Origin of the sequence: Pseudomonas helmanticensis, from assembly GCF_900182985.1 — a bacterium.
In the GTDB taxonomy this organism is placed as follows: domain Bacteria; phylum Pseudomonadota; class Gammaproteobacteria; order Pseudomonadales; family Pseudomonadaceae; genus Aquipseudomonas; species Aquipseudomonas helmanticensis.
This window is the reverse complement of the sequence record NZ_FXUY01000001.1, coordinates 2,179,253-2,202,190: the sequence shown is the minus strand read 5'-3', so window position 1 is coordinate 2,202,190 and position 22,938 is coordinate 2,179,253. Positions and strand designations below refer to the sequence as shown.

Below are 22,938 nucleotides of genomic sequence, written 5' to 3'. Positions count from 1 at the left end.
GTTGATTGAATCGGTAGGCGCGCTTTCTCCCGAGAAACGCAAGGCGCTGGCGATTCTACTGGGCAAACAGGGGGTCAATCTCTACGGCATCGCCCCGGTTTTCCGGCGTGGTGACGCAGAGCCCCTGTTGCTTTCCTATGCTCAGGAGCGGCAGTGGTTCCTCTGGCAAATGGAGCCGCACAGTGCGGCTTATCACATCCCCACCGCCCTGCGTTTGCGCGGGGCGCTGGATCTGCCGGCGTTGCAGGCCAGCTTCGCGGCGCTGATCGAGCGTCACGAAAGCCTGCGCACCGGCTTCGCCCTCGATGAGCAGGGCAAGGCGTTGCAGGTTATCCACGCACCTTTCGCACTGGCTTTGCCGGTGCAGGATGTCCAGGGGATTGATGAGAAGGCGTTGAAAGCGCTGATCCAGACGGAAATCGCCGAGCCGTTCGACTTGCTCCAGGGCCCGCTGCTGCGGGTTCGGGTGCTGCGTCTGGGGGCCGAAGAACATGTGCTGGTGGCGGTGCAGCACCACATCGTTTCCGACGGCGTATCGATGCAGGTGATGATCGATGAGCTGATCCAGTTGTACGCCGGCCGCCGTCGCGGTCAGGCGACAGCGCTGGCGCCGTTGCCGATTCAGTACGCCGACTACGCACTGTGGCAACGCAGCTGGATGGAGGCGGGCGAGCGCGAACGGCAACTGGCTTACTGGACCGAACGTCTCGGCGGCGAGGCCTCGGTGCTGGAATTGCCGCTGGATCATCCGCGTCCGGCGAGCCAGAGTTTCCGTGGCGCGAGCCTCGACATCAGCCTGCCCGTTGCCATCAGCAAAGGTTTGCAGGACGTCGCGCGGCGCGAAGGCGTGACCTTGTTCATGCTGTTGCTGGCGTCGTTCCAGACCTTGCTGCATCGCTACAGCGGCCAGAATGACATTCGCGTCGGCGTGCCGATTGCCAACCGCAACCGCAAAGAGACCGAAGGCCTGATCGGCTTCTTCGTCAACACGCAGGTGTTGCGCGCCGAACTCGACGAGCAAATGCCTTTCAACCAATTGCTGCAACAGGTCAAACAGCATGCCCTTGGCGCGCAGGCGCATCAGGACTTGCCGTTCGAGCAACTGGTCGAAGCGCTCGCGCCGACCCGCAGCCTCAGCCGCAGCTCGCTGTTCCAAGTGATGTTCAACCATCAGACCGCCGCAGCGGCCGAGCAGCCATCGGTGCAGATGCCTGGGCTGAGTGTCGAGCCGGTGAGCTGGGACAGTCACACCGCACCGTTCGACCTGACGCTGGACACCTACGAGTCCGCCGCTGGCCTCAGCGCGTCGCTGGTCTACGCCACCGATCTGTTCGATGCGGCGACCATCACGCGCATGGCCGCTCACTGGCAAAGCCTGCTGGCCGCCATCGTCGCTCGCAGCGATCAGCGCATCGGTGAATTGGCGATGCTCGGCGGCGATGAATTTGCCCGACTGCAACAGAGCAATGCACTGGTGGAACTGGATCGGCTGCCGGTGCACGAACGTTTTGCGCGCATGGCGCAGGCACAACCGCAAGCGCTGGCCGTGCGGTGCGCCGATCAGCAACTGACCTTCGCCGAACTCGACGCCGAGGCCAATCGCCTCGCCCAGCGCCTGCTACTGGACGGCGTGGGGCCGGAAGTGCGCATCGGCATCGCCTTGCCGCGCAGCCCGCAAATGCTTGTAGCAATGCTCGCGGTGCTCAAGGCCGGTGGCGCTTACGTGCCGCTGGACGCCAGTTATCCGCGCGAGCGTCTGGCCTACCTGATGGCGGATTCAGGCATCGCCCTGTTGCTGAGCGATTCGACGCTGATCGACCAATTGCCGCTGCCGCAGGGTTTGCCGAGCCTGTGCCTCGATACGCTCGACACCGCTGAATTCGCGGACACCGCGCCTGCCGTTGCAGTGCACGAACACAGTCTCGCCTATGTGATTTACACCTCGGGTTCGACTGGTCAGCCGAAAGGCGTTTGCGTAGCCCATGGCCCGCTGGCGATGCATTGCCAGGCGATCGGTCAGCGCTACGCGATGACGGCGGATGACTGCGAGCTGCATTTCATGTCGTTCGCCTTCGACGGTGCGCATGAGCGCTGGCTGACCCCGCTGACCCACGGTTCCAGCCTGTTGCTGCGTGACGACAGCCTGTGGACAGCCGAGCAGACCTACCGCGCCATGCAGCGTCACGGCGTTACCGTGGTGGCGTTTCCGCCGGCCTATCTGCAACAGTTGGCCGAGTTCGCCGAAATCGCAGGCAACCCGCCCAAGGTGCGCATCTACTGCTTCGGCGGCGATGCGGTGCCCAATGACAGCTTTGAACGGGTGCGTCGCGCCCTGGCACCGCAACACATCATCAACGGCTACGGCCCGACCGAAACCGTGGTCACGCCGCTGTTGTGGAAGGCTGACCGTGAGACCCGTTGCGGCGCGGCCTATGCGCCGATCGGCGAGCGTGTCGGCGAGCGCAGCACCTGGGTGCTCAGCGCCGAACTCAACCCGCTGCCGCAAGGCGTGGCCGGCGAGTTGTACCTCGGTGGCTACGGCGTGGCACGCGGGTATCTGGATCGTCCGGCGCTGACCGCCGAGCGCTTCGTTCCCGATCCGTTCGGCGCGCCCGGTGCGCGCCTGTACCGCAGTGGCGATCAGGTGCGCCTGCGCGCCGATGGCGTATTCGATTATCAAGGTCGCGTCGACAATCAGGTCAAGGTGCGTGGCTTCCGTATCGAGCTGGGTGAAATCGAAGCGCGGCTGATGGCGCTCGACTCGGTGCGCGAAGCGGTGGTGCTGGCTCAGGACGGTGCGAACGGCGCACAACTGGTCGGCTACATCGTTGCCGCGCAACCGGTCGAGGCGGCGCAACACGGCGCTTGGCGCGAGCAGATTCGTGCCAGCCTCAAACACAGCCTGCCGGACTACATGGTTCCGGCGTACCTGATGGTGCTGGAACACATTCCGCTGACGCCGAACGGCAAAGTCGACCGCAAGGGCTTGCCGAAACCCGATGCCAGCCTGATGCAGCAAGACTATGTCGCGCCGCTCACCGGCCTCGAGCAGCAAACCGCGCAGATCTGGGCCGAAGTGCTCAAGCTCGATCGCGTTGGCATGACCGACAACTTCTTCGAACTCGGCGGCCACTCGCTGCTGGTGACCCAAGTGCTGTCGCGGGTGCGCCAGACGCTGCAACTCGACGTGCCACTCAAGGCGCTGTTCGAACACAGCACGCTGGGTGGTTTCTGTGGCCATCTGGCGCAGGCTGCGAATGCCGCGCAGCAACCGCCATTGGTCGCGCTGGAACGTGGCGCGCCGCTGGCGCTGTCGTACGCGCAGGAGCGTCAGTGGTTCCTCTGGCACATGGATCGGCACAGTTCGGCCTACCACATTCCGAGCGCGCTGCGCCTGCACGGGCCGCTCGACCGGCAAGCGCTGCAACGCAGTTTCGACACGCTGATCGCCCGCCACGAGAGCCTGCGTACACGCTTCCTGCAAGAGGCCGACGGCACCCGTCAGTTGATTCTGGCGCCGTTCAGCCTGCCGATCGAATCGCGCACCCTCGCCGCCGACAGCGATGACGCCGCGCTCAAGGCGCAGGTCGAAGCCGAAATCCGCCGGCCGTTCGACTTGCAGGAAGAGCCGCTGCTGCGCGCGACCTTGCTGCAACTGAGCGCCGAGGATCATGTGCTGGTGCTGATCCAGCACCACATCGTTTCCGATGGCTGGTCAATGCAGTTGATGGTCGATGAATTGATTCGCCTGTACGCCGCCTTCAGCCGTGGCGAACAGCTGAGCCTGCCGGCGCTGCCGATCCAGTACGCGGACTATGCCGTGTGGCAGCGGCGCTGGATGGAGGCGGGCGAGCGCGAGCGCCAGCTCGATTACTGGCTGACCCAATTGGGCGGCGAGCAACCGGTGCTGGAACTGCCGCTGGATCGTCCGCGCCCGGCCACCCAGAGTCTGCGTGGTGCACGTTTCGAACTGGCGCTGGACGCGCCGTTGAGTGAGGCGCTGAACAACGTCGCCCGCCGTGAAGGCGTGACACTGTTCATGCTGTTGCTGGCATCGTTCCAGACCTTGCTGCACCGCTACAGCGCGCAGGACGACATTCGTGTCGGGGTGCCGGTGGCCAACCGCACGCGGGTCGAGACCGAAGGGCTGATCGGCTTCTTCGTCAACACCCAAGTGCTGCGCGCCGATATCCATGGCGGCCTGCGCTTCAGCGAGCTGCTGCAACAGGTTCGCCAGACGGCGCTCGGTGCGCAGGATCATCAGGACTTGCCGTTCGAGCAACTGGTGGAAATGCTGCAACCGGAACGCAGCCTCAGCCGCAGCCCGCTGTTCCAGGTGATGTTCAACCACCAGGCCAAGGCCCGTCACAGCACGGCATTGGCCGAGCTGGAGGGGTTGCAGATCCGCGAGGTCGACTGGGACAGCCTGATGGCGCAGTTCGACTTGACCCTCAATACCGAAGAATCCGCCGAGGGCATTTTCGCCTCGCTGGTCTATGCCGCCGACCTGTTCGACGCCTCGACCATTGCGCGGATGGCCGAACATTGGCAGGCGCTGTTGCGCAGCATCAGCGCGCAACCGCAGCAATTGATCGGTGAACTGTCGATGCTCGCGGCTGACGAGCGTCAGCACAGTATCGAAGACTGGAACCCGGCGCCGCAGACCTGGAACCCACAACAACCCCTGCACCGTTTGATCGAAGCGCAGGCGCAGCGCACGCCCGAGGCGGTTGCCGTGACGTTCGGCGAGCAGCATCTGAGCTACGGCGAACTCAATCGCCGCGCCAATCGCCTGGCCCATGAACTGATTGGCCGAGGCGTTGGCGCCGACGTGCTGGTCGGCCTCGCCGCCGAGCGTTCGCTGGATATGATTGTCGGCCTGCTGGCGATTCTCAAGGCTGGTGGCGCCTATCTGCCGCTGGATCCGCAGTACCCGGCCGACCGTTTGCAATACATGATCGAGGACAGTGGCATTCGCCTGTTGTTGAGCGGTGCCGGGGTGCTCGATCACGTCGCCATCGACGCGCAGGTCAGCCATCTGCCGCTCGGCGATGACTATGCTGCGCAAGCGCAAAGCGATCCGCAGATTGCGCTCGACACCGCCAATCTGGCTTACGTGATCTACACCTCCGGCTCGACCGGCAAGCCCAAGGGCACGCTGCTCAGCCACGCCAACGCGTTGCGCCTGTTCGAGGCCACCGAGGGCTGGTTCAACTTCGGCGCCGATGATTGCTGGACGCTGTTTCATTCCTACGCGTTCGATTTCTCGGTCTGGGAAATCTTCGGCGCGCTGCTGCATGGCGGCCGTCTGGTCATCGTGCCGCAGGACGTCAGTCGTTCGCCGCAAGAGTTCTTTGCCTTGCTCTGCGCCGAACGCGTCACGGTACTGAACCAGACGCCGTCGGCGTTCAAGCAGCTGATGCAGGTGGCGTGCGCAGCCGCTCCCGCGCTGCAACCGTCGCTGCGCTACGTGGTGTTCGGTGGCGAAGCGCTGGAAGTGAAGAGCCTGCGACCATGGTTCGAGCGCTTCGGCGACCGCGCGCCGCAACTGGTCAACATGTACGGCATCACCGAAACCACCGTGCACGTCAGTTACCGGCCGCTGTCGCTGGCCGACCTCGACAATGCCGCCGGCAGCCCGTTGGGCGCGCCGATTGCCGACCTGGCGTGGTACGTGCTGGATGCCGACCTCAACCCGGTCGCACGCGGCTGCATCGGTGAGCTGCACGTTGCCGGCGCCGGTCTGGCCCGTGGTTACCTCAACCGCAGCGACCTCAGTGCCCTGCGTTTTGTCCCCAACCCGTTCAGCGCCGAGGGTGCGCGCCTGTATCGCACCGGCGACCTGGCGCGCTACTGCACCGATGGCCGCATCGAATATGTCGGGCGTATCGACCATCAAGTGAAGATTCGTGGTTTCCGTATCGAACTCGGTGAAATCGAAGCACGCCTGCTGGCATTGCCCGAAGTGCGTCAGGCGGTGGTGCTCGATCAGCCGGGCGTCGGTGGCGTGCAACTGGTGGCGTACATCGTCGCTGCGCAAGCGCCCGATCCGCTGGAACAGGCTGCCTGGCGCGAGCAGGTGCGCCTGCGGCTGCGCCAGGATCTGCCGGACTACATGATCCCGGCGCATCTGTTGCTGCTTGAGCAATTGCCGCTGACCGCCAACGGCAAGCTCGACCGCAAGGCACTGCCGATGGCCGATGCCAACCTGTTGCAACACGCCTATGTGGCGCCGGTCAGTGACCTCGAAAAACAGGTCGCGGCGATCTGGGGCGATGTGCTCAAACTCGATCAGGTCGGCTTGACCGACAACTTCTTTGAACTGGGAGGTCACTCCCTGCTGGTGATAAACATTGTGTCGCGCATTCAACTTGAACTCGGTATGACGCTGCTCCCGCAAACCATTTTCCAGTACCCGGTACTGGCGGATCTGGTGGCGCAATTGCAAGGTAATGGTGAACAGGTCACGGCCTCGAAACTGAGCTTGCTCGAAGACCTGCTCGACGAAATGGAGGACGCGTGAATGGACATTAACGTCGCCACGCGGATTGCCCGCCGCTTCATCACTCTGCCGCTGGAAAAGCGCAAGGAATACCTCGGCAAAATGCTCGCCGAGGGCGTGTCCCCGGCCAATCTGCCGATTCCCGAAGTGCAGTCGGCATTCGCTAGCCTCGGTTTGTCGTACGCTCAGGAGCGCCAGTGGTTTCTCTGGCAACTGGAGCCGGGCAGCGCCGCCTATCACATTCCCATGGCCCTGCGCCTGCGCGGCCAACTCGATGTCGCCGCGCTACAACGCAGCTTCGACAGCCTGATCGAGCGACACCAGACGCTGCGCACGGTGTTCGTGCATGACGGTGAGCGCCCGCAGCAGGAAATCCGCGCCAACGCGGCACTGACCATCGTTGAGCAAAGCCTTGCCGCCGACACCGCGGATGGCGTGCTGCAACAGCTGATCGAAAGCGAGATCCAGCAGCCGTTCGATCTCGCCGAAGGGCCATTGTTGCGGGTGAAATTGCTGCACCTGGGCGCCGATGACCATGTGCTGATCCTGATCCAGCACCACATTGTTTCCGATGGCTGGTCGATGCGCGTGATGGTCGATGAGCTGATCGCGCTGTACGCCGGTTTCAGCAGTGGCAAGGCTACCGAATTGGCAACGTTGCCGATCCAGTACGCCGACTACGCCTTGTGGCAACGCAGCTGGATGGAAGCGGGTGAGCGGGAGCGGCAACTGGCTTACTGGCTCGAGCAACTGGGTGGCGAACAACCGGTGCTGGAACTGCCTCAGGACCGCGCGCGGCCGGCGCTGCAAAGTTATCGCGGCGCGCGTCTCGACCTGGAGTTCGATGAGGCGTTGAACCAGGGTTTGCAAGCCATCGCCCGGCGTGAAGGGGTGACCCTGTTCATGGTGTTGCTGGCGGCGTTCCAGACCTTTCTGCACCGCTACAGCGGCCAGGCCGATATTCGCGTCGGCGTGCCCAATGCCAACCGTAACCGCACCGAAACCGAAGGCTTGATCGGCTACTTCGTCAACACCCAGGTGATGCGTGCGCAACTTGATCCACGCCTGCCGTTCAATGCGTTGTTGCAGCAGGTCAAACAGGCGGCGATGGGCGCGCAAGCCCATCAGGAACTGCCTTTCGAGCAATTGGTGGAAGCCCTGGCGCCAGAACGCAGCCTGAGCCGCAGCCCGTTGTTCCAGGTGATGTTCAACCACCAGACCGCCACTCGTCAGCAAGGCGCCAACGCTTCGCTGGCACAGTTGCAGGTCGAACCGATGAGCTGGGACACCCATCAGGCGCAACTCGACCTGACCCTGGAAACCCACGAATCGGCAGACAGCCTCGGCGCGTCGCTGATCTACGCCACCGACCTGTTCGACGCCGCGACCATCGCGCGCATGGGCGAGCATCTGTTGGCGCTGTTGCAGGCCATCGTCGCGCAGCCGCAGCAAGCCATTGGCGAACTGCCGATGCTCACCGCACAAGAGCGCCAGGCGATCCTGCGCGGCTGGAATGACACGGCGGTGGATTACCCGCTGAGCAGCAGCGTGCAGCAGTTGATCGAAGCCCAAGTGGCGAAAACGCCGGATGCACCGGCGCTGGCCTTCGGTGAAACACGCCTGAGCTACGCGCAACTCAACGCCCGCGCCAATCGCCTCGCGCATCGCTTGATCGAGAGCGGCGTCGGCCCGGAGTCGCTGGTCGGCATCGCGGTGGAGCGTTCGATCGAAATGGTCGTCGGCCTGCTGGCCGTGCTCAAGGCCGGTGGCGCCTACGTACCGTTGGACCCGGAATATCCGCCGGAGCGCCTGCGCTACATGCTCGAAGACAGCGGCGTGAAGTTGCTGCTGACCCAAGCGGCGCTGCTCGACAGCCTGCCGCTGAGCGAGCAGGTTCAGACCCTGGCGCTGGATAGCCTCGGCGATCTGCAAGATTATCCCGCGACCGATCCACAGGTTGCCGTGGATGCGGAAAACCTCGCCTACGTGATTTACACCTCGGGCTCGACCGGCAAACCCAAGGGTGCCGGCAACCGTCATGCGGCGCTGACCAACCGTTTGTGCTGGATGCAACAGGCCTATCAATTGGGCGCCGGTGACACGGTGCTGCAAAAGACCCCGTTCAGCTTTGACGTATCGGTCTGGGAATTCTTCTGGCCGCTGATGACCGGCGCGCGCCTGGTGGTTGCCGCTCCCGGCGATCACCGTGATCCGGCGACGCTGGTGGCGCTGATCAATCGCGAGCAGGTCACCACGCTGCACTTTGTCCCGTCGATGTTGCAGGCCTTCCTGCAGGATGATCAGGTCGCGACCTGCGGCAGCCTCAAACGCATCGTTTGCAGCGGTGAAGCGTTGCCCGCCGACGCGCAGTTGCAGGTGTTCGCCAAGCTGCCGCAGGCCGGGCTGTTCAATCTCTATGGCCCGACGGAAGCGGCCATCGACGTGACCCACTGGACCTGTGTCGAAGAAGGCCGCGACAGCGTGCCGATCGGTGAACCGATTGCCAATCTGGCCTGCTACATCCTTGACGACGAACTGCAACCGGTGCCGGTCGGTGTGCTCGGCGAGCTGTACCTCGCCGGTGTCGGCCTGGCCCGGGGTTATCACCAGCGTCCGGCGTTGACCGCCGAACGTTTTGCCGTCAGCCCGTATGGCCATGGCGAGCGCATCTATCGCACCGGCGACCTGGCACGCTACCGCGACAACGGCGTGATCGAATACGCCGGGCGCATCGACCATCAGGTCAAGCTGCGAGGCTTGCGTATCGAAATGGGCGAGATCGAAGCGCGCCTGCTCGAACACCCGGCCGTGCGTGAAGCGGTGGTGCTGGTGATCGACGGCAAGCAGTTGGTGGCTTATGTCGTCCTTGCCGAAGAAAGCGCCGACTGGCGTCAGAACCTCGCTGCGCATGTGCAGCAGCAATTGCCCGAATACATGGTGCCGACACAATGGCTGGCGCTGGCGCAAATGCCGCTCAGCCCCAATGGCAAACTCGACCGCAAGGCCTTGCCGAAACCCGACGCCAGCGTCGCGCAGCAGCAATATCAGGCACCGGGCAATGCCATGGAACAGCGACTGGCGGACATCTGGCAGTCAGTGCTGGGCCTGGAACAAATCGGTGTCAGCGATAACTTCTTCGCCCTCGGCGGCGATTCGATCATCTCGATCCAGGTGGTCAGCCGTGCCCGTCAGGCCGGGCTGCACTTCACTCCCAAGGACTTGTTCCAGCACCAGACCATTCGCGGTCTGGCCAGCGTGGCGACCGTGGGTGACGGCGGTGTGCGCATCGACCAGAACCCGGTGACCGGCAGCACGCCGCTGTTGCCGTTCCAGCAGCTGTTTTTTGAGACCGACATTCCCCAGCGTCAGCACTGGAATCAGTCGTTGCTGCTCAAGCCTGCGCAAGCCTTGCACGGCGCTACGCTGGAGCAGGCGTTGCAAGCGCTGGTCCGCCACCATGACGCGTTGCGCCTGACGTTCACGCAGAACGCCGATGGCTGGAGCGCCGCACACCGCGCCGTCGAGCCGCAGCAGACGCTGTTGTGGCAGACCGCGCTGAACAGCGCCGATGAAGTCGAAGCCGCGTGCGAAGAGGCACAGCGCAGCCTCGATCTGCACAACGGTCCGCTGTTGCGCGGCATGTTGTTGAGCCTCGCCGATGGCAGCCAGCGTTTGTTGTTGGTGATCCATCACTTGGCCGTCGACGGTGTGTCGTGGCGCGTTCTGCTCGAAGACCTGCAAGACGCCTACCGGCAGTTGCAGGACGGCCAGCCGCTGAAGTTGCCGGCCAAGACCAGCGCCTTCAAGCACTGGGCCGAAGGCTTGCAGGCGCACACCACCAACCTTGCCGGCGAACTGGATTTCTGGCGCGGACAATTGCTCGACGCACCGCAGGATTTGCCTCGCGTCAATGCCGATGGCCGTCTCGCCAACAATCAGGCCTTGAGCGTGCGCACGCAGCTCGACAAGGCGCTGACGCGCAAACTGCTGCAACAGGCCCCGGCGGCCTATCGCACCCAGGTCAATGACTTGCTGTTGACCGCGCTGGCGCGGGTGATCTGCCGCTGGACCGGCGACACTTCGGCGCTGATCCAGCTTGAAGGGCATGGCCGTGAAGAGTTGATCGACGGCATCGATCTGAGCCGCACTGTGGGTTGGTTCACCAGCCTCTATCCGGTACGCCTGACGCCACAAACGGCGCTGGCCGACGCGATCAAACAGGTCAAGGAGCAACTGCGCGCCATCCCCAACAAAGGCCTGGGTTTCGGTGCCTTGCGCTATCTCGGCGATGACGCCAGCCGCGCTGCATTGGCGGCGGTGCCGCAGGCACGTATCACGTTCAACTACCTCGGCCAGTTCGACAGCCAGTTCGACGAAGCGGCGCTGTTCGTCCCGGCAGCGGAAAGCGCCGGTCGCGAGCAAAGTCCGCTGGCGCCACTGAGCAACTGGCTGGAAGTCAGCGGTCAGGTGTACGGCGCCGAGTTGAAGCTGAGCTGGACCTTCAGCCGCGAAATGTTCAACGAAGCGACTATCCAGCAGTTGGCCGATGACTACGCTGTCGAGCTGACGGCGCTGGTCGAGCATTGCTGTGCGCCGGGCAACCACGGCATCACGCCGTCGGACTTCCCGCTGGCAACCCTGACCCAGGCGCAACTCGACGGACTGCCGCTGGCGGTGGCCGAGATCGAGGACATCTATCCGCTGTCGCCGATGCAGCAGGGCATGTTGTTCCACACCCTGTCCGATGACGGCGATGACCTGTACATCAACCAGATCAACCTGCCGGTCGATGGCATGGACCCGGAGCGCTTCCGTCGTGCCTGGCAACATGTGATCGGTCGCCATGCGATTCTGCGCACGTCGTTCCACTGGCAGGGCGGCCAGACGTCGCCGATCCAGGTCGTTCAGCATCACGCCGAGGTCGATCTGCAAGTGCTCGACTGGCGTGGCCAGGACATCGGCGAGCAGCGTCTGGCCGAGCGTGCCCGCGAAGAGCGTACGCGTGGTTTCGAACTGCACCGCGTGCCGTTGCAGCGTTTGCTGTTGATCCGTACCGGGGAAGACAGCCACCAACTGATCTGGACCAGCCACCACATCCTCATGGACGGCTGGAGCAGTTCGCAGCTGTTCGGCGAAGTGCTGCAGCATTACGCCAGTGGTGAGGTGGTCGGTGACAGCGGCCGCTACCGTGACTTCATCGAGTGGCTGCAAAGCCAGGATCAGGATCGCCTCGAGCAATTCTGGCGCGGCCATCTGCAAACCCTCGCCGAGCCGACGGCGCTGAGTCAGGCGATGCACCCGCGTCACGTCGCCACGACGGCGGGCCACGCAGCGCTGTACACCAAATGGGATGAACAGCAGACCCGCCGTCTGCAACAACATTGCCGCGCCCACGGGATGACCGCCAACACGCTGATCCAGGGCGCATGGCTGCTGGTGCTGCAACGCTACACCGGACAAAGCAGCGTGGCCTTTGGCGCCACGGTGGCGGGGCGTCCGGAAGGCCTGGCAAATGCCGACAGCATGCTCGGCCTGTTCATCAACACCTTGCCGGTGATCCAGACCCTGCAACCGGCGCAGCGCCTCAGCGACTGGCTCGCCCAGTTGCAGGCCTACAACCTCGATTTGCGTGACCACGCCCACGCACCGCTGGCGGATATCCAGCGCTGGTCGGGGCAGGGCGGACAGATGCTGTTCGACAGCATCATCGTCTTCGAGAACTACCCGATCGACCGTCGCCTGGAAGAGGCCAAGGGCGGTTTGCGGTTCGGCAGTTCGGCCAGCCATGACGTGACCAACTTCCCGATGGACCTGGCGGTGCATCTCAACGAAGAGCTGTCCATCGAGTACCTGTTCCTGCGCGATTGCTTTAGTGTCGAAGCGGTGGAGCGGATTCGCGAAACCATGGAAATCACCCTGCAAGCGATGCTCGACACGCCGCACGAATACCTCGGCAACCTGCAACGCCTGGCGCCGCAGCAATGGCAAGCCTTGCAGCAGTGGGGCGCGGAACCGGCGCCAAGCGACCAGCGTGAATGGCTGCCGCTGATGATTGCCGAACACGCGCGGATTCGTCCGCAGGCCAACGCCGTGGAGTGCGCGGGCGAGCACTTGAGCTACGCCGAACTGGAGGCGCGAGCGAATCGTCTGGCGCACCATTTGATCGCCAACGGCGCCGGCCCGGAAGTGTTGATCGGCGTCGCGCTGGAGCGTTCGCTGGACATGCTGGTGGCGTTGCTGGCGGTGTTCAAGAGCGGTGCTGCCTATGTGCCGCTGGACATCGATTACCCGCGCGATCGCCTCGCGTTCATGATCGAAGACTCGGGCATGAGCCTGATGATCAGTCGTGGCGAGTTGTCCGCACGCCTGCCGTTGCCGCAAGACTTGCCACGGGTTGACCTCGATAACTTCGACGCCGATGCCTACGCGGCCACGGCGCCACAGGTGCAGGTCAACGAAGATACCCTCGCGTATCTGATCTACACCTCGGGTTCCACCGGTTTGCCGAAAGGTGTCGCGGTCACCCACGGTCCGCTGAGCATGCATTGCCAGGCGATCTGCCAACTGTATGAAATGGATCACAGCAGCCGTGAGTTGCACTTCATGTCGTTCGCCTTCGACGGCGCCCACGAGCGCTGGCTGACCACTCTGGCGTTCGGCGGCACGCTGGTGCTGCGCGACAACGAGTTGTGGACACCGGAGCAGACTTGTCACGCCTTGCAGACGCGGTCGATCGACATCGCCTGTTTCCCGCCGGCCTACCTCAAGCAAGTGGCCGAGTACGTGCAGGCCAGCGGTTTGACCGCGCCCAAGGTGCGCATTTATTGCCTGGGTGGCGATGCGGTGCCGGAGCAGACCCTGCAACAGGTGCGCAGCATTCTCCAGCCGCAATTCATCACCAACGGCTATGGGCCGACCGAAACCGTGGTCACGCCGATGCTGTGGAAAGCCGCCAACGACGAACCGTGCGCGGCGGCGTATGCGCCGATCGGCCGGGTGGTCGGTCAGCGCTCGCTGTGGGTGCTGGACGATGATCTGAATCCGCTGCCGGCCGGTTTGTCCGGGCAATTGCACATTGGTGGTTACGGGGTTGCCCGTGGTTATCACGGTCGGCCGGCGGTAACGGCGGAACGCTTCGTGCCGGATCCGTTCGGTGCGCCGGGCAGTCGCCTGTATCGCAGCGGCGATCTGGTGCGCCTGCGCGAAAGCGGGGTAATGGATTACGTCGGCCGCGCCGACCATCAGGTCAAGGTGCGTGGGTTCCGTATCGAACTCGGCGAAATCGAAGCCTGCCTGCGTTTGCAGGACGACGTCACGGATGCGGTGGTCATTGCCCGCGACGGCGTGTCCGGCAAGCAACTGATCGGTTATGTGGTGGCTGACTGCGCTGACGAAGCGCGATTGATCGAACGCCTGAAAACCGAGCTGCGTGCGCGGCTGCCGGACTACATGGTGCCGGCGCAGATCATGTGCCTGACGCGCATGCCGATTTCGCCCAACGGCAAGCTCGACCGCAAGGCCTTGCCGGAGCCGCAGTTCCAGGTCGAACAATACGTGGCACCGCGCACCGAAGAAGAAGCCTTGCTCGCGCAGATCTGGGCCGAGGTGTTGCAGGTCGAGCTAGTTGGTTTGAGCGATAACTTCTTCGAACTGGGGGGCGACTCGATTCTCAGCCTGCAAGTGATCTCGCGGGCGCGTAACCATCCGCAACTCAAGCTCGATCTGAAACTGCGTGATCTGATGCGTTACCAGACCATCGGCAATCTGTTCGATCAGCAGGTGGTCAACCGTGCGGCCGAGGAACAGACGCAAGTGGTGCGCGAAGGTGCGTTTCCGCTGATCCCGATCCAGCAGTGGTTCTTCGACGAAGAAATGAACGCGCCGCACCACTTCAACCAGGCACTGATTCTGCGTTCGCGGCAGGCCCTCGATGCGGTCGCGCTGGAAAAGACCCTGATGGCCATGCTGATGCAGCACGATGCCTTGCGCCTGCGTTTTGTTCGTGAGGGCGGGGTCTGGACCCAGCATTACCAGAGCCTGGACGATTGCCGTCAGCAGGCGCAGCAAGCGCCATTGTTGTGGGTGCATCAAGTCGCCGACAAGGATGAGCTGGAAGTGCTCGCCAACCAGGCGCAACGCAGTCTGAATCTGGGCGAGGGGCCGCTGGTGCGCGGTTTGCTGGCGACCTTGCCGGACGGCGAGGCGCGGCTGTTGCTGGTGATCCATCACTTGGTCATCGATGGTGTGTCGTGGCGGGTGCTGTTGCAGGATCTGCAAACCGCTTACGACGCGTATTGCCTCGGCGAGGAGCCGCAGTTGCCGGTGCGCACCAGCAGCTTCCGCGACTGGGCGGAACACCTCAGTGCACACACCCGCACGTTGATCGACGAAGAGCTGGATTACTGGCTGCAAACGCTCGATCAACCGGGCAAGGAAATGCGCTGCGACAACCCGCGCGGCAAGAATCTGGTACGCCATCGTGCCGAAGCGGTGATGAACCTCGACGAGACGTTCACCGCCAGCCTGCTCAAACAGGCGCCGGCGGTGTATCAAACGCAGATCAACGATCTGTTGCTGACCGCATTGGGTCGCGTGCTGTGCCGCTGGAACGATGATCCGTCGGTGCTGGTGCAACTCGAAGGGCATGGTCGTGAAGACCTTTTCGAAGACCTCGATCTGAGCCGCACCATGGGCTGGTTCACCACGATGTTCCCGGTGCGCCTGGCGCCTGGCCACGACACTGACATGGGCGAGGCGATCGTTACGGTGCGCGATCAGTTGCAGAACCTGCCGAACAAGGGCGTCGGCTACGGTGCCTTGCGACACATGGCCGGTGCACCGCTGGGGCAGCGTCTGGCGGCATTGCCGCAGGCGCGGGTGACGTTCAACTACCTCGGGCAGTTCGACCAGAGCTTCGACGAGCAGGCGTTGCTGGTGCCGGCCGATGACAACATCGGTGACAGCTACGACATGGACGCCGGGATGGCCAACTGGCTGGAGCTGGTCGGGCAGGTGTACAACGGACGGTTGGCGTTCCGCTGCATCTACAGCACCCGCCGTTACCGCACCAGCACCGTCGAACGCTTGATGGCGGATTACCAGAACGAGTTGCAAGCCTTGATCGACCACTGCCTGGCGCAGCCGGTCTGAGCCTTTTTCAACCTTCGATAGAGGTGCGGCCCATGGGCCGCACCAGGATGTCCTTCATGTCTTTGAATCCGGAAATCGGTGCGTTTCTCGACTTGGTCGAGGCCAACCAGACAGGCGATGCCCAGGCCTTTCACCAGCAGACGCCGGAGCAGGCGCGACAAGCCTTCGAGCAGTCGTCGACGCGGATGCGCTGGCAAGTGCCGGGCGTTGCCTCCCGTGACCTCAGTTACCCGACGCGCGACGGTGAGTCGCTGGCCGCGCGCATCTATACCCCGAGCACCGCCAGCACTGAACCGCTGCCGGTAATGGTGTTCCTCCACGGCGGCGGTTTCGTTGTCGGCAGTCTCGATTCCCACGATGGCATTTGCCGCGAATTTTGCCAGCGCACGCCGTGTGCGGTGGTGGCGGTGGAGTATCGCCGCGCGCCTGAATACAAGTTCCCTACCGCGCTGCACGATGCGGCCGATGCACTGGCCTGGCTGGCCATACAGGCAGCGGCATTGAACCTCGACACCACGCGGCTGGCGCTGGCCGGCGACAGCGTTGGCGCGACGTTGGCCACCGTGCTGGCGATCGAGGCGGCGGCGGATCCGCAGAGGCTGCAACCGTGCCTGCAATTGCTCTGCTACCCGGTGACCGATGCGTCGCGCAGCAGTGAATCGCGCGAGCTGCTCAGCGAAGGTTATCTGCTGGAGAGTCCGACGCTGGAGTGGTTCTACGAGCATTACGCGCGTACCCCGCAGGATCGCCGCGACTGGCGTTTCTCGCCGCTGCTGGCGCCGGACTTGCGCGGCATTGCTCCGGTGCATCTGGCACTCGCTGGGTTTGATCCGTTGATCGACGAAGGTCATGCCTACGCACAACGTCTGGAAGCCAGTGGTGTGGTCGTGCAGTGCAAGGAATACACCGGACTGGTGCACGACTTCCTGCGGATGCCGATGGTCACCGGCGAGATTGAAAGCGTCTATCAGGAACTCAGCGAAGTGCTGCGCCAGGCGTTGTACCCGGCGAGCTGATCGACCATGGCAACGCACAAGGCCGGAACGGGGCAAGCCGTTCCGGCCTTTTTTCGGCCCCCGAAAATCCTGTAGGAGCTGCGGCACGCTGCGATCTTTTGATTTTTAGCGGGTGGATCAAAAGATCGCAGCCTCGTTGCACTCGACAGCTCCTACAGTCCTACAGTCCTACAGTCGTGCAGTCGTGCAGTCGTGCAGGGGGCGGTGAATTTTGGGCATAAAAAAACGCACCGTCAGACGGTGCGTTTTTTACGGCCGGGTACAGGGATCAGAAGCTGTACTTGAGGCTGGTCATGAAGTTGCGTGGTGCGCCGTAGATGCCGTCGTAGTAGACCATCGAGTAGTACTCGCGATCGAACAGGTTGTTGACGTTGATCGAGGCACTCAGGTTCTTGTTGATGTCGTAACGCGCCATCAGGTTGGTGATCGCGTAGCTGCCCTGCTCGTAGTAGTGCAGGTCTTCGCCGATCTTCGACTGCCAGTTCACGCCACCGCCGACGGTGATCTTGTCGAGCACGCCAGGCAGGCGATACGAGGTGAAGGTCTTGAGCATGTGACGTGGCGCGTTGGTGACAATGCGCTGGTCTTCGGCGTTGGTGGTGACGCTGTAGGCGTAACCGGCGGATGCCTGCCAGCCTTCAGCCAGTTCGCCGTTCATCTCGAACTCGACGCCCTTGGTCTCGGTGCTTTGTTCCAGGCGATAAGCCTGGGTGTCCGACATCCATACGGCCAGGTTGTCCTGTTCAAGCTTGAACAGGGCCAGGCTGGTGTTGAGTTTCTCGTCGAAGAAGGTGCCCTTGACGCCCACTTCGTAGCCCTTGCCTTCGGTCGGCGCCAGGGACTTGTTGTTGATGTCGCGAACGTAGGACGCTTGCGGGTTGAAGATCTTGGTGTAGCTGGCGTACAGCGACCAGTTCTCGTCGAGGTCATACACCACGCCGGTGTACGGCGTGAAGATCCCGGTTTCGCGTTCCTTCACCGTGCTCGCATCACCGACGTAAGGCTTGGTGTCGGTGTCACGTTTCCAGTCGGTCAGACGACCGCCGAGGATGAAGGTCAGGTCGTCGGTGACGTGGAAGCGCGAGGTCATGTAAGTGCCGAACTGCTTCTCTTCCATGTGGCCCTTGCTGACCACCGGGGTGTCCGGTTTTGGCGAGTTGCCATTCCAGGTGTTGATGTCCGGAACGTTGAAGCTGTAGTCGCGCAGCCAGTCGCCGTAGCTTGGCGTGGCTTCCTTGTAGTTGGTCGCGGTGACACCGAGGATCAGCTCGTGCTCGCGACCGAACAGCGAGAACGGACCGGTGAAGTAGGCGTCGATGTTGTCCTGACGTGGCGTACCCGACCAGCGCACTGGCAGCAGGCCGGTGCCGGAACCGTTGGCCTGGTCGACGGTGCCGGTGGCGACCGCATAGAGTTGGTCAAACTTGTTTTCGGTGTGACCGTATTCGATCTTGCCGCTCCAGCCGTTATCGAACTGGTGCTCGACCGAGGTGAAGAAGTTGGTTTGATCGTGGTCGTTGTACGACCAGTCCGGCGAGGTATTCAGTGAACGACGGATGTGCGACTTGTCGCCGTTGGTGAAGTACGACGAGTAGCCGCCGCGCATTGGCGAGTCGACCTGGGTTTTCTGGTAGCTGAAGCCGACGGTCAGCAGGGTGGCTTCGCTGAGGTCGAATTCGGTGATGCCGTAGATCAGCTGCGAATCCTGCTTGAAGCGATCGACCCACGAGCCCTGGGTCTTGTAGTCCACCACCAGACGACCGCGCACGTTGCCGGATTCGGTCAGCGGGCCGGACACGTCCATGCCGGTGCCGTAGCGATCCCAGTTGCCGGCTTCAGCGGTGACGCTGGCCTGCGCTTCGGCAGTCGGGCGTTTGCGGATCAGGTTGATCGTCGCCGACGGGTTGCCCAGGCCGCTGATCAGACCGGTGGCGCCGCGAACGACTTCCACGCGGTCGTACATCGCGGTGCTTTGGGTGTAGTTGTCCAGACGGGTCGACGTCGGTACGCCGTCCACTTCGAAGTTCTGGATCTGCGAGCCGCGCGACCAGTAAGTGTCGTTCTCGGTGCCCATGCCGTTGCGGGTCACGGCGATGCCGGCAGTGGCGTCGAGCACGTCGGTCAGGTTGGTCAGCTTCTGGTCGTCCAGGCGCTGACGGGTGATGACGGTCACCGACTGCGGGGTTTCACGCGGCGTCAGGTTCAGCCGCGTCGAGCTACTGGAAGAATAAGTGGTGTACAGCCCGGTGCCTTCGGTCTGCGACCCCGGCGCCTTGCCGGAGATCGAGATCGCGCCCAACTGCATGGCATCGCCGGCAGCGCCGGTGATTGGCGTCAAGGACACGGTATTCCCGGTGATCTGATACGTCAGGCCGCTCCCCAGCAGCAAGTCGTGCAACGCTTGTTCAGGCTCGAGATTGCCCGACACCGCGTTGGATTTCAGACCCTGAAGCATTTCCGGGCTGTAGATCATCTGCAAGTTGGCTTGCTGACCCAATTGCTGCAAGGCGCTGGACAGCGGCTGAGCCGGGATGTTGACGTTGGTCGGTGCGGCGAGCACCTCACCAGCGCCCAACAGCAGCAAGGTCGTCAGCAGGGCGCGAGGCAGGACGGCCTGGCGCTGGGTCTGCTTCTGGATCGCCGTTGCCAGGGGTGCGCGGGACAAAGATGGGCTGTGCATTACTTCAAATGCTCCTGAGATGCGTGTGCAGTTTTGTAGTTAATGATAATTAGACGCAACAACCCGTAAAAACCGGAAAAATAAATCCCGCACTCTGCGAAAAAAACGTCTATCGCGAGAGGCGGGATTGTTTTTGCTGCGGTATTTCTCCGTCAGGCGGGTGCCAGTTCCGTCATGACGCGGCCGGCTTCCATGCGCACCAACTGGTCGGCAACGTCGAAATAGCGGTCATCGTGGGAGATCACGATGATGGTTTTGCCCAGACGCTTGAGGTCAGGCAGCAGCTCGGTGTAGAAAATCCGGCGGAAGGTCGGGTCCTGATCCGCCGCCCATTCATCGAACACCAGCACCGGACGCTCTTCGAGCCAGGCATTGACCAGCGCCAGGCGTTTGCGCTGTCCGGTGGAGAGATCGGTGGTGGTGAAATTGCCGTCCTGCACGCTGACCTTGTGCGCGATTTCCAGGCGTTGCAGGTACTTGTTGGCGTCTTCGGGGATATGCGTATCGCCTTGCACGACATCGTCGAACAGGTAGTAGTCGGCGAAGATCGTCGTGAACAACTGGCGGTAATCGTCGCGCGTCTCGGCGTTCACGCTCGCGCCGTTGAGGCGAATTTCGCCTTGTTGCGGCGGGTACAGGCCCAGCAGCAATTTGATCAGGGTGGTCTTGCCGCAGCCGTTTTCACCGACGATGAAAATGATCTCGCCCTGTTCGATCGTCAGGTTCACCGGGCCGAGACGGAACGGCTCGCTGCCGGGTACGGCAGGGAAGGCGTAGCTGACGTCCTTGAGTTCCAGACGGCTGACGGCCGGGGCTTTCTGACCCTGATCGTCGAGCAGCAGATGCGGTTCCGGTGAAGAGAACTGCTCGGACAACTCGGCAATCCGGCGGAAGGCGATTTGCGCGCGGCTGACAATCGGCAGGGTGCCGACCAGATGTTCCAGCGGCCCTTTCATGTACAGCAGCACCAGGACGAAGCCGCTCATGACGGTTTTGTCGGCGCTCGGCCAATAGGTCTGCAGGGCCAGCGCGAGGCCGATGACCACGAAGAACAGCATCGAGCCAAAGGTCTTGGCGATCACGAAGGTATTGATCGAGCGGATCTGCGTGCGGCAGATGAATTCGGCAGTGGCCTTGATGCCCGAAACGAACATGCGCTGGCGACGTGGCCGGTGGATACGCAGTTCCTTGGCGCCTTCAGCGATGGCGTTGTAGTGCTTTTGCAGTTCGTCCTCGGCGTCACGTGCGGCCATGAAACCCTGAATGCCGCGACCCTGGGCGAAGTACTGGATGCCCGTGCCGATGATGATCGCGACGACCATGATCAGGAACATCGGCCACGACAACATCGCCAGGTAGCCCATGCAACCGAGGGTCACGGTCAGCGAGATCGCCAGCGGCGCGAAGGCGAAGGCGAAGTCGCTGATGGTGTCGACGTCGTGGGTCAGCACCGGGATCAGCCGATGGCTGCGATAGCGCTCGATCTGTTCGATTGGCGCCGACAGCACTTTCTCGCCGAGTTGTTTGCGCAGGGTGGCGATGATGTGTTGACCGACGAAGTTGGTGCCGATGTCCGAGCAGATCGAACTGAGCAGTGCCAGCAGGCACAGACCGGCGAACAGGGCGACCACGCCTTGGGTCAGGCCGGCTTCGGAGTGCAGCGCCGAGTTGATCGTCGCCAGCAGCACCGTCACGCTGAGACCGCCGACCATGCCCAGCAGGATCGACAGTGTCACGACAAGCCTGAACGGCTTGAGCAGCGTGAACAATTCGTGGATGGCACCGCGTGAGGGCTGGGACATGGGGGAACAGTTCCTTGGGTCGTAAAGGCAGATACCCAATAGAACGTCTGGTCAGGCGGTTAATTTACACCGCCGCCGACTGGCGGCGCAGGTGCCGGGCTTGCCCGCGATGGTGGTGGGTCAACCGATGCAAATTTGTGAGACCGGGCCTCATCGCTGGCAAGCCAGCTCCCACAGGGAATGGTGGTGTATGGAGGATTGGGGGTTGGCGCAGAACCATTGTAGGAGTGAGCCTGCTCGCGATAGCGCAGTGTCATTCAGCGATGATGTTGCCTGACACGACGCTATCGCGAGCAGGCTCACTCCTACAGGAGGATGGTGGTGTACGGAGGATTCGGGTTGGCGCAGAACCAGTGTGGGAGCGGGCTTACCCGTGATGGCGGTGGGTCAGGCGATGCAAATTTGTGAGACCGGACCTCATCGCTGGCAAGCCAGCTCCCACAGGGAATGGTGGTGTATGGAGGATTCGGGTTGGCGCAGAACCATTGTAGGAGTGGGCCTGCTCGCGATAGCGCAGTGTCATTCAGCGATGATGTTGCCTGACACGACGCTATCGCGAGCAGGCTCACTCCTACAGGAGGATGGTGGTGTACGGAGGATTCGGGTTGGCGCAGAACCATTGTAGGAGTGGGCCTGCTCGCGATAGCGCAGTGTCATTCAGCGATGATGTTGCCTGACACGACGCTATCGCGAGCAGGCTCACTCCTACAGGAGGATGGTGGTGTATGGAGGATTCGGGTTGGCGCAGAACCATTGTAGGAGTGAGCCTGCTCGCGATAGCGCAGTGTCATTCAGCGATGATGTTGACTGACACTGCGCCTTCGCGAGCAAGCCCGGCTCCCACAGGAATCATCGGGTTGTGGTTCAGAGGTCGCGCACTACGCGAAAGCCGATCCAGTCGCCGCGGGTCGATGGGTAGATGTTGTTGCGGTTGCCGGAGCGCGAAAACACCGGTGCTTCGCCCCAGTCGTTGCCACGAATGTTGTAGGACTCGCAGCCAGGCTCGACCCATGCACTGCCGTCAGTCGGGGCGCCGATGTAGTTGGTGTGTTCGCAATCGGCGATCCATTCGTAGACGTTGCCGTGCATGTCGTACATGCCAAAGGCGTTCGCCGGGTAGCTGCCCACCGGTGAGGTGAAGCTATAGCCGTCGGTTGGGCCATAGGTGTTGGCGTGCTTGGCGATGCTGTATTCGCCTTCTGCATCGAACGGGAACGGGAATGGCCCGGTCGAGCCGGCGCGGGCCGCGTATTCGCGTTGCGCCTCACTGACCATGCGGTAGTTCTGCCCGGTCTTTTTCGACAGCCACGCCACATAGGCCTGAACGTCGGCGAAGTCCATGCACACCGCCGGCTGGCGCGGTTCCTGTTTGTAGCGCGGTTTGCTCGCCACGCATTCGCGACCCGGGCGGGTATCGCCGTTGGCAATCTTCACCCCGGTTTCCTTGACGTAGCTGTCCCATTCGCCAGCCGTGACCTGGAAGCGGCTCATGGCAAACGCCTTGGCGAAAGTCACTTCGTGCATCGGGCCTTCGTCAGGTTCGCGACCGACTTCATCGTCCGGCGTGCCCATGGTGAATTTACCGGCCGGCAAGACCACCATTTCCGGGCAGTCCTTGCAGTCCTTGAACACCTTGCCCGCCGGCAATGGTTGGGCTGCGGCGGCGGTACCCGGCAGCAGGCCCGCGAGCAACGCAGTCAGGGCCAGCCCGGCGAGGACTTTGAAGGTCGGCAGATGGCGCGGTCGTTTGAGCATGTCACTGTTCATGAGTTATCTCGATCAAAGGGA

Annotated in this window: 6 protein-coding genes; 3 read left to right on the top strand and 3 right to left on the bottom strand. The window is 62.7% G+C overall.

Features of this window, described 5'->3' with window-relative positions; genetic code table 11:
• Window position 1: 1 nt before the first annotated feature.
• Genes QOL84_RS09720 through QOL84_RS09710 form a run of 3 tightly spaced genes read left to right on the top strand, consistent with a single transcriptional unit; the run spans window position 2 to window position 16,668 of the window.
• The gene (locus QOL84_RS09720; RefSeq protein WP_430458728.1) at window positions 2-6,523 is read left to right on the top strand and encodes an amino acid adenylation domain-containing protein; all 6,522 of its coding nucleotides are present in this window, start codon (window positions 2-4) and stop codon (window positions 6,521-6,523) included.
• The gene (locus QOL84_RS09715) at window positions 6,524-15,652 is read left to right on the top strand and encodes a non-ribosomal peptide synthetase (protein ID WP_283437075.1); all 9,129 of its coding nucleotides are present in this window, start codon (window positions 6,524-6,526) and stop codon (window positions 15,650-15,652) included. It begins immediately after the preceding gene.
• A 56-nt stretch (window positions 15,653-15,708) separates the two neighbouring features.
• Window positions 15,709-16,668: an alpha/beta hydrolase gene (locus QOL84_RS09710; protein ID WP_283437074.1), complete on the top strand. Its 960-nt coding sequence runs from the start codon at window positions 15,709-15,711 to the stop codon at window positions 16,666-16,668.
• 268 nt (window positions 16,669-16,936) lie between these two features.
• Here the strand turns inward: QOL84_RS09710 and QOL84_RS09705 are convergent, their stop codons facing one another.
• From QOL84_RS09705 to pvdO, 3 genes are all read right to left on the bottom strand, one after another.
• Window positions 16,937-19,348: a TonB-dependent siderophore receptor gene (locus QOL84_RS09705; RefSeq protein ID WP_129391629.1), complete on the bottom strand. Its 2,412-nt coding sequence runs from the start codon at window positions 19,346-19,348 to the stop codon at window positions 16,937-16,939.
• A gap of 152 nt (window positions 19,349-19,500) precedes the next feature.
• Window positions 19,501-21,150 (bottom strand): cyclic peptide export ABC transporter, encoded by a 1,650-nt coding sequence (locus tag QOL84_RS09700; RefSeq protein WP_283437073.1) that lies wholly within the window; start codon window positions 21,148-21,150, stop codon window positions 19,501-19,503.
• Window positions 21,151-22,014: 864 nt separating this feature from the next.
• Window positions 22,015-22,917, bottom strand: coding sequence for a dihydropyoverdine dehydrogenase (gene pvdO / locus QOL84_RS09695; protein WP_400771085.1), 903 nt, complete (start codon window positions 22,915-22,917; stop codon window positions 22,015-22,017).
• Between the last annotated feature and the right edge of the window lie 21 nt (window positions 22,918-22,938).

What these genes read in the sequence shown, in the direction of transcription:
- QOL84_RS09715 (WP_283437075.1), top strand. Translation starts at nt 6,524, where the DNA reads ATGGACATTAACGTCGCCACGCGGATTGCCCGCCGCTTCATCACTCTG.
- QOL84_RS09710 (WP_283437074.1), top strand. Translation starts at nt 15,709, where the DNA reads ATGTCTTTGAATCCGGAAATCGGTGCGTTTCTCGACTTGGTCGAGGCC.
- QOL84_RS09705 (WP_129391629.1), bottom strand. Translation starts at nt 19,348, where the DNA reads ATGCACAGCCCATCTTTGTCCCGCGCACCCCTGGCAACGGCGATCCAG.
- QOL84_RS09700 (WP_283437073.1), bottom strand. Translation starts at nt 21,150, where the DNA reads ATGTCCCAGCCCTCACGCGGTGCCATCCACGAATTGTTCACGCTGCTC.
- pvdO (WP_400771085.1), bottom strand. Translation starts at nt 22,917, where the DNA reads ATGAACAGTGACATGCTCAAACGACCGCGCCATCTGCCGACCTTCAAA.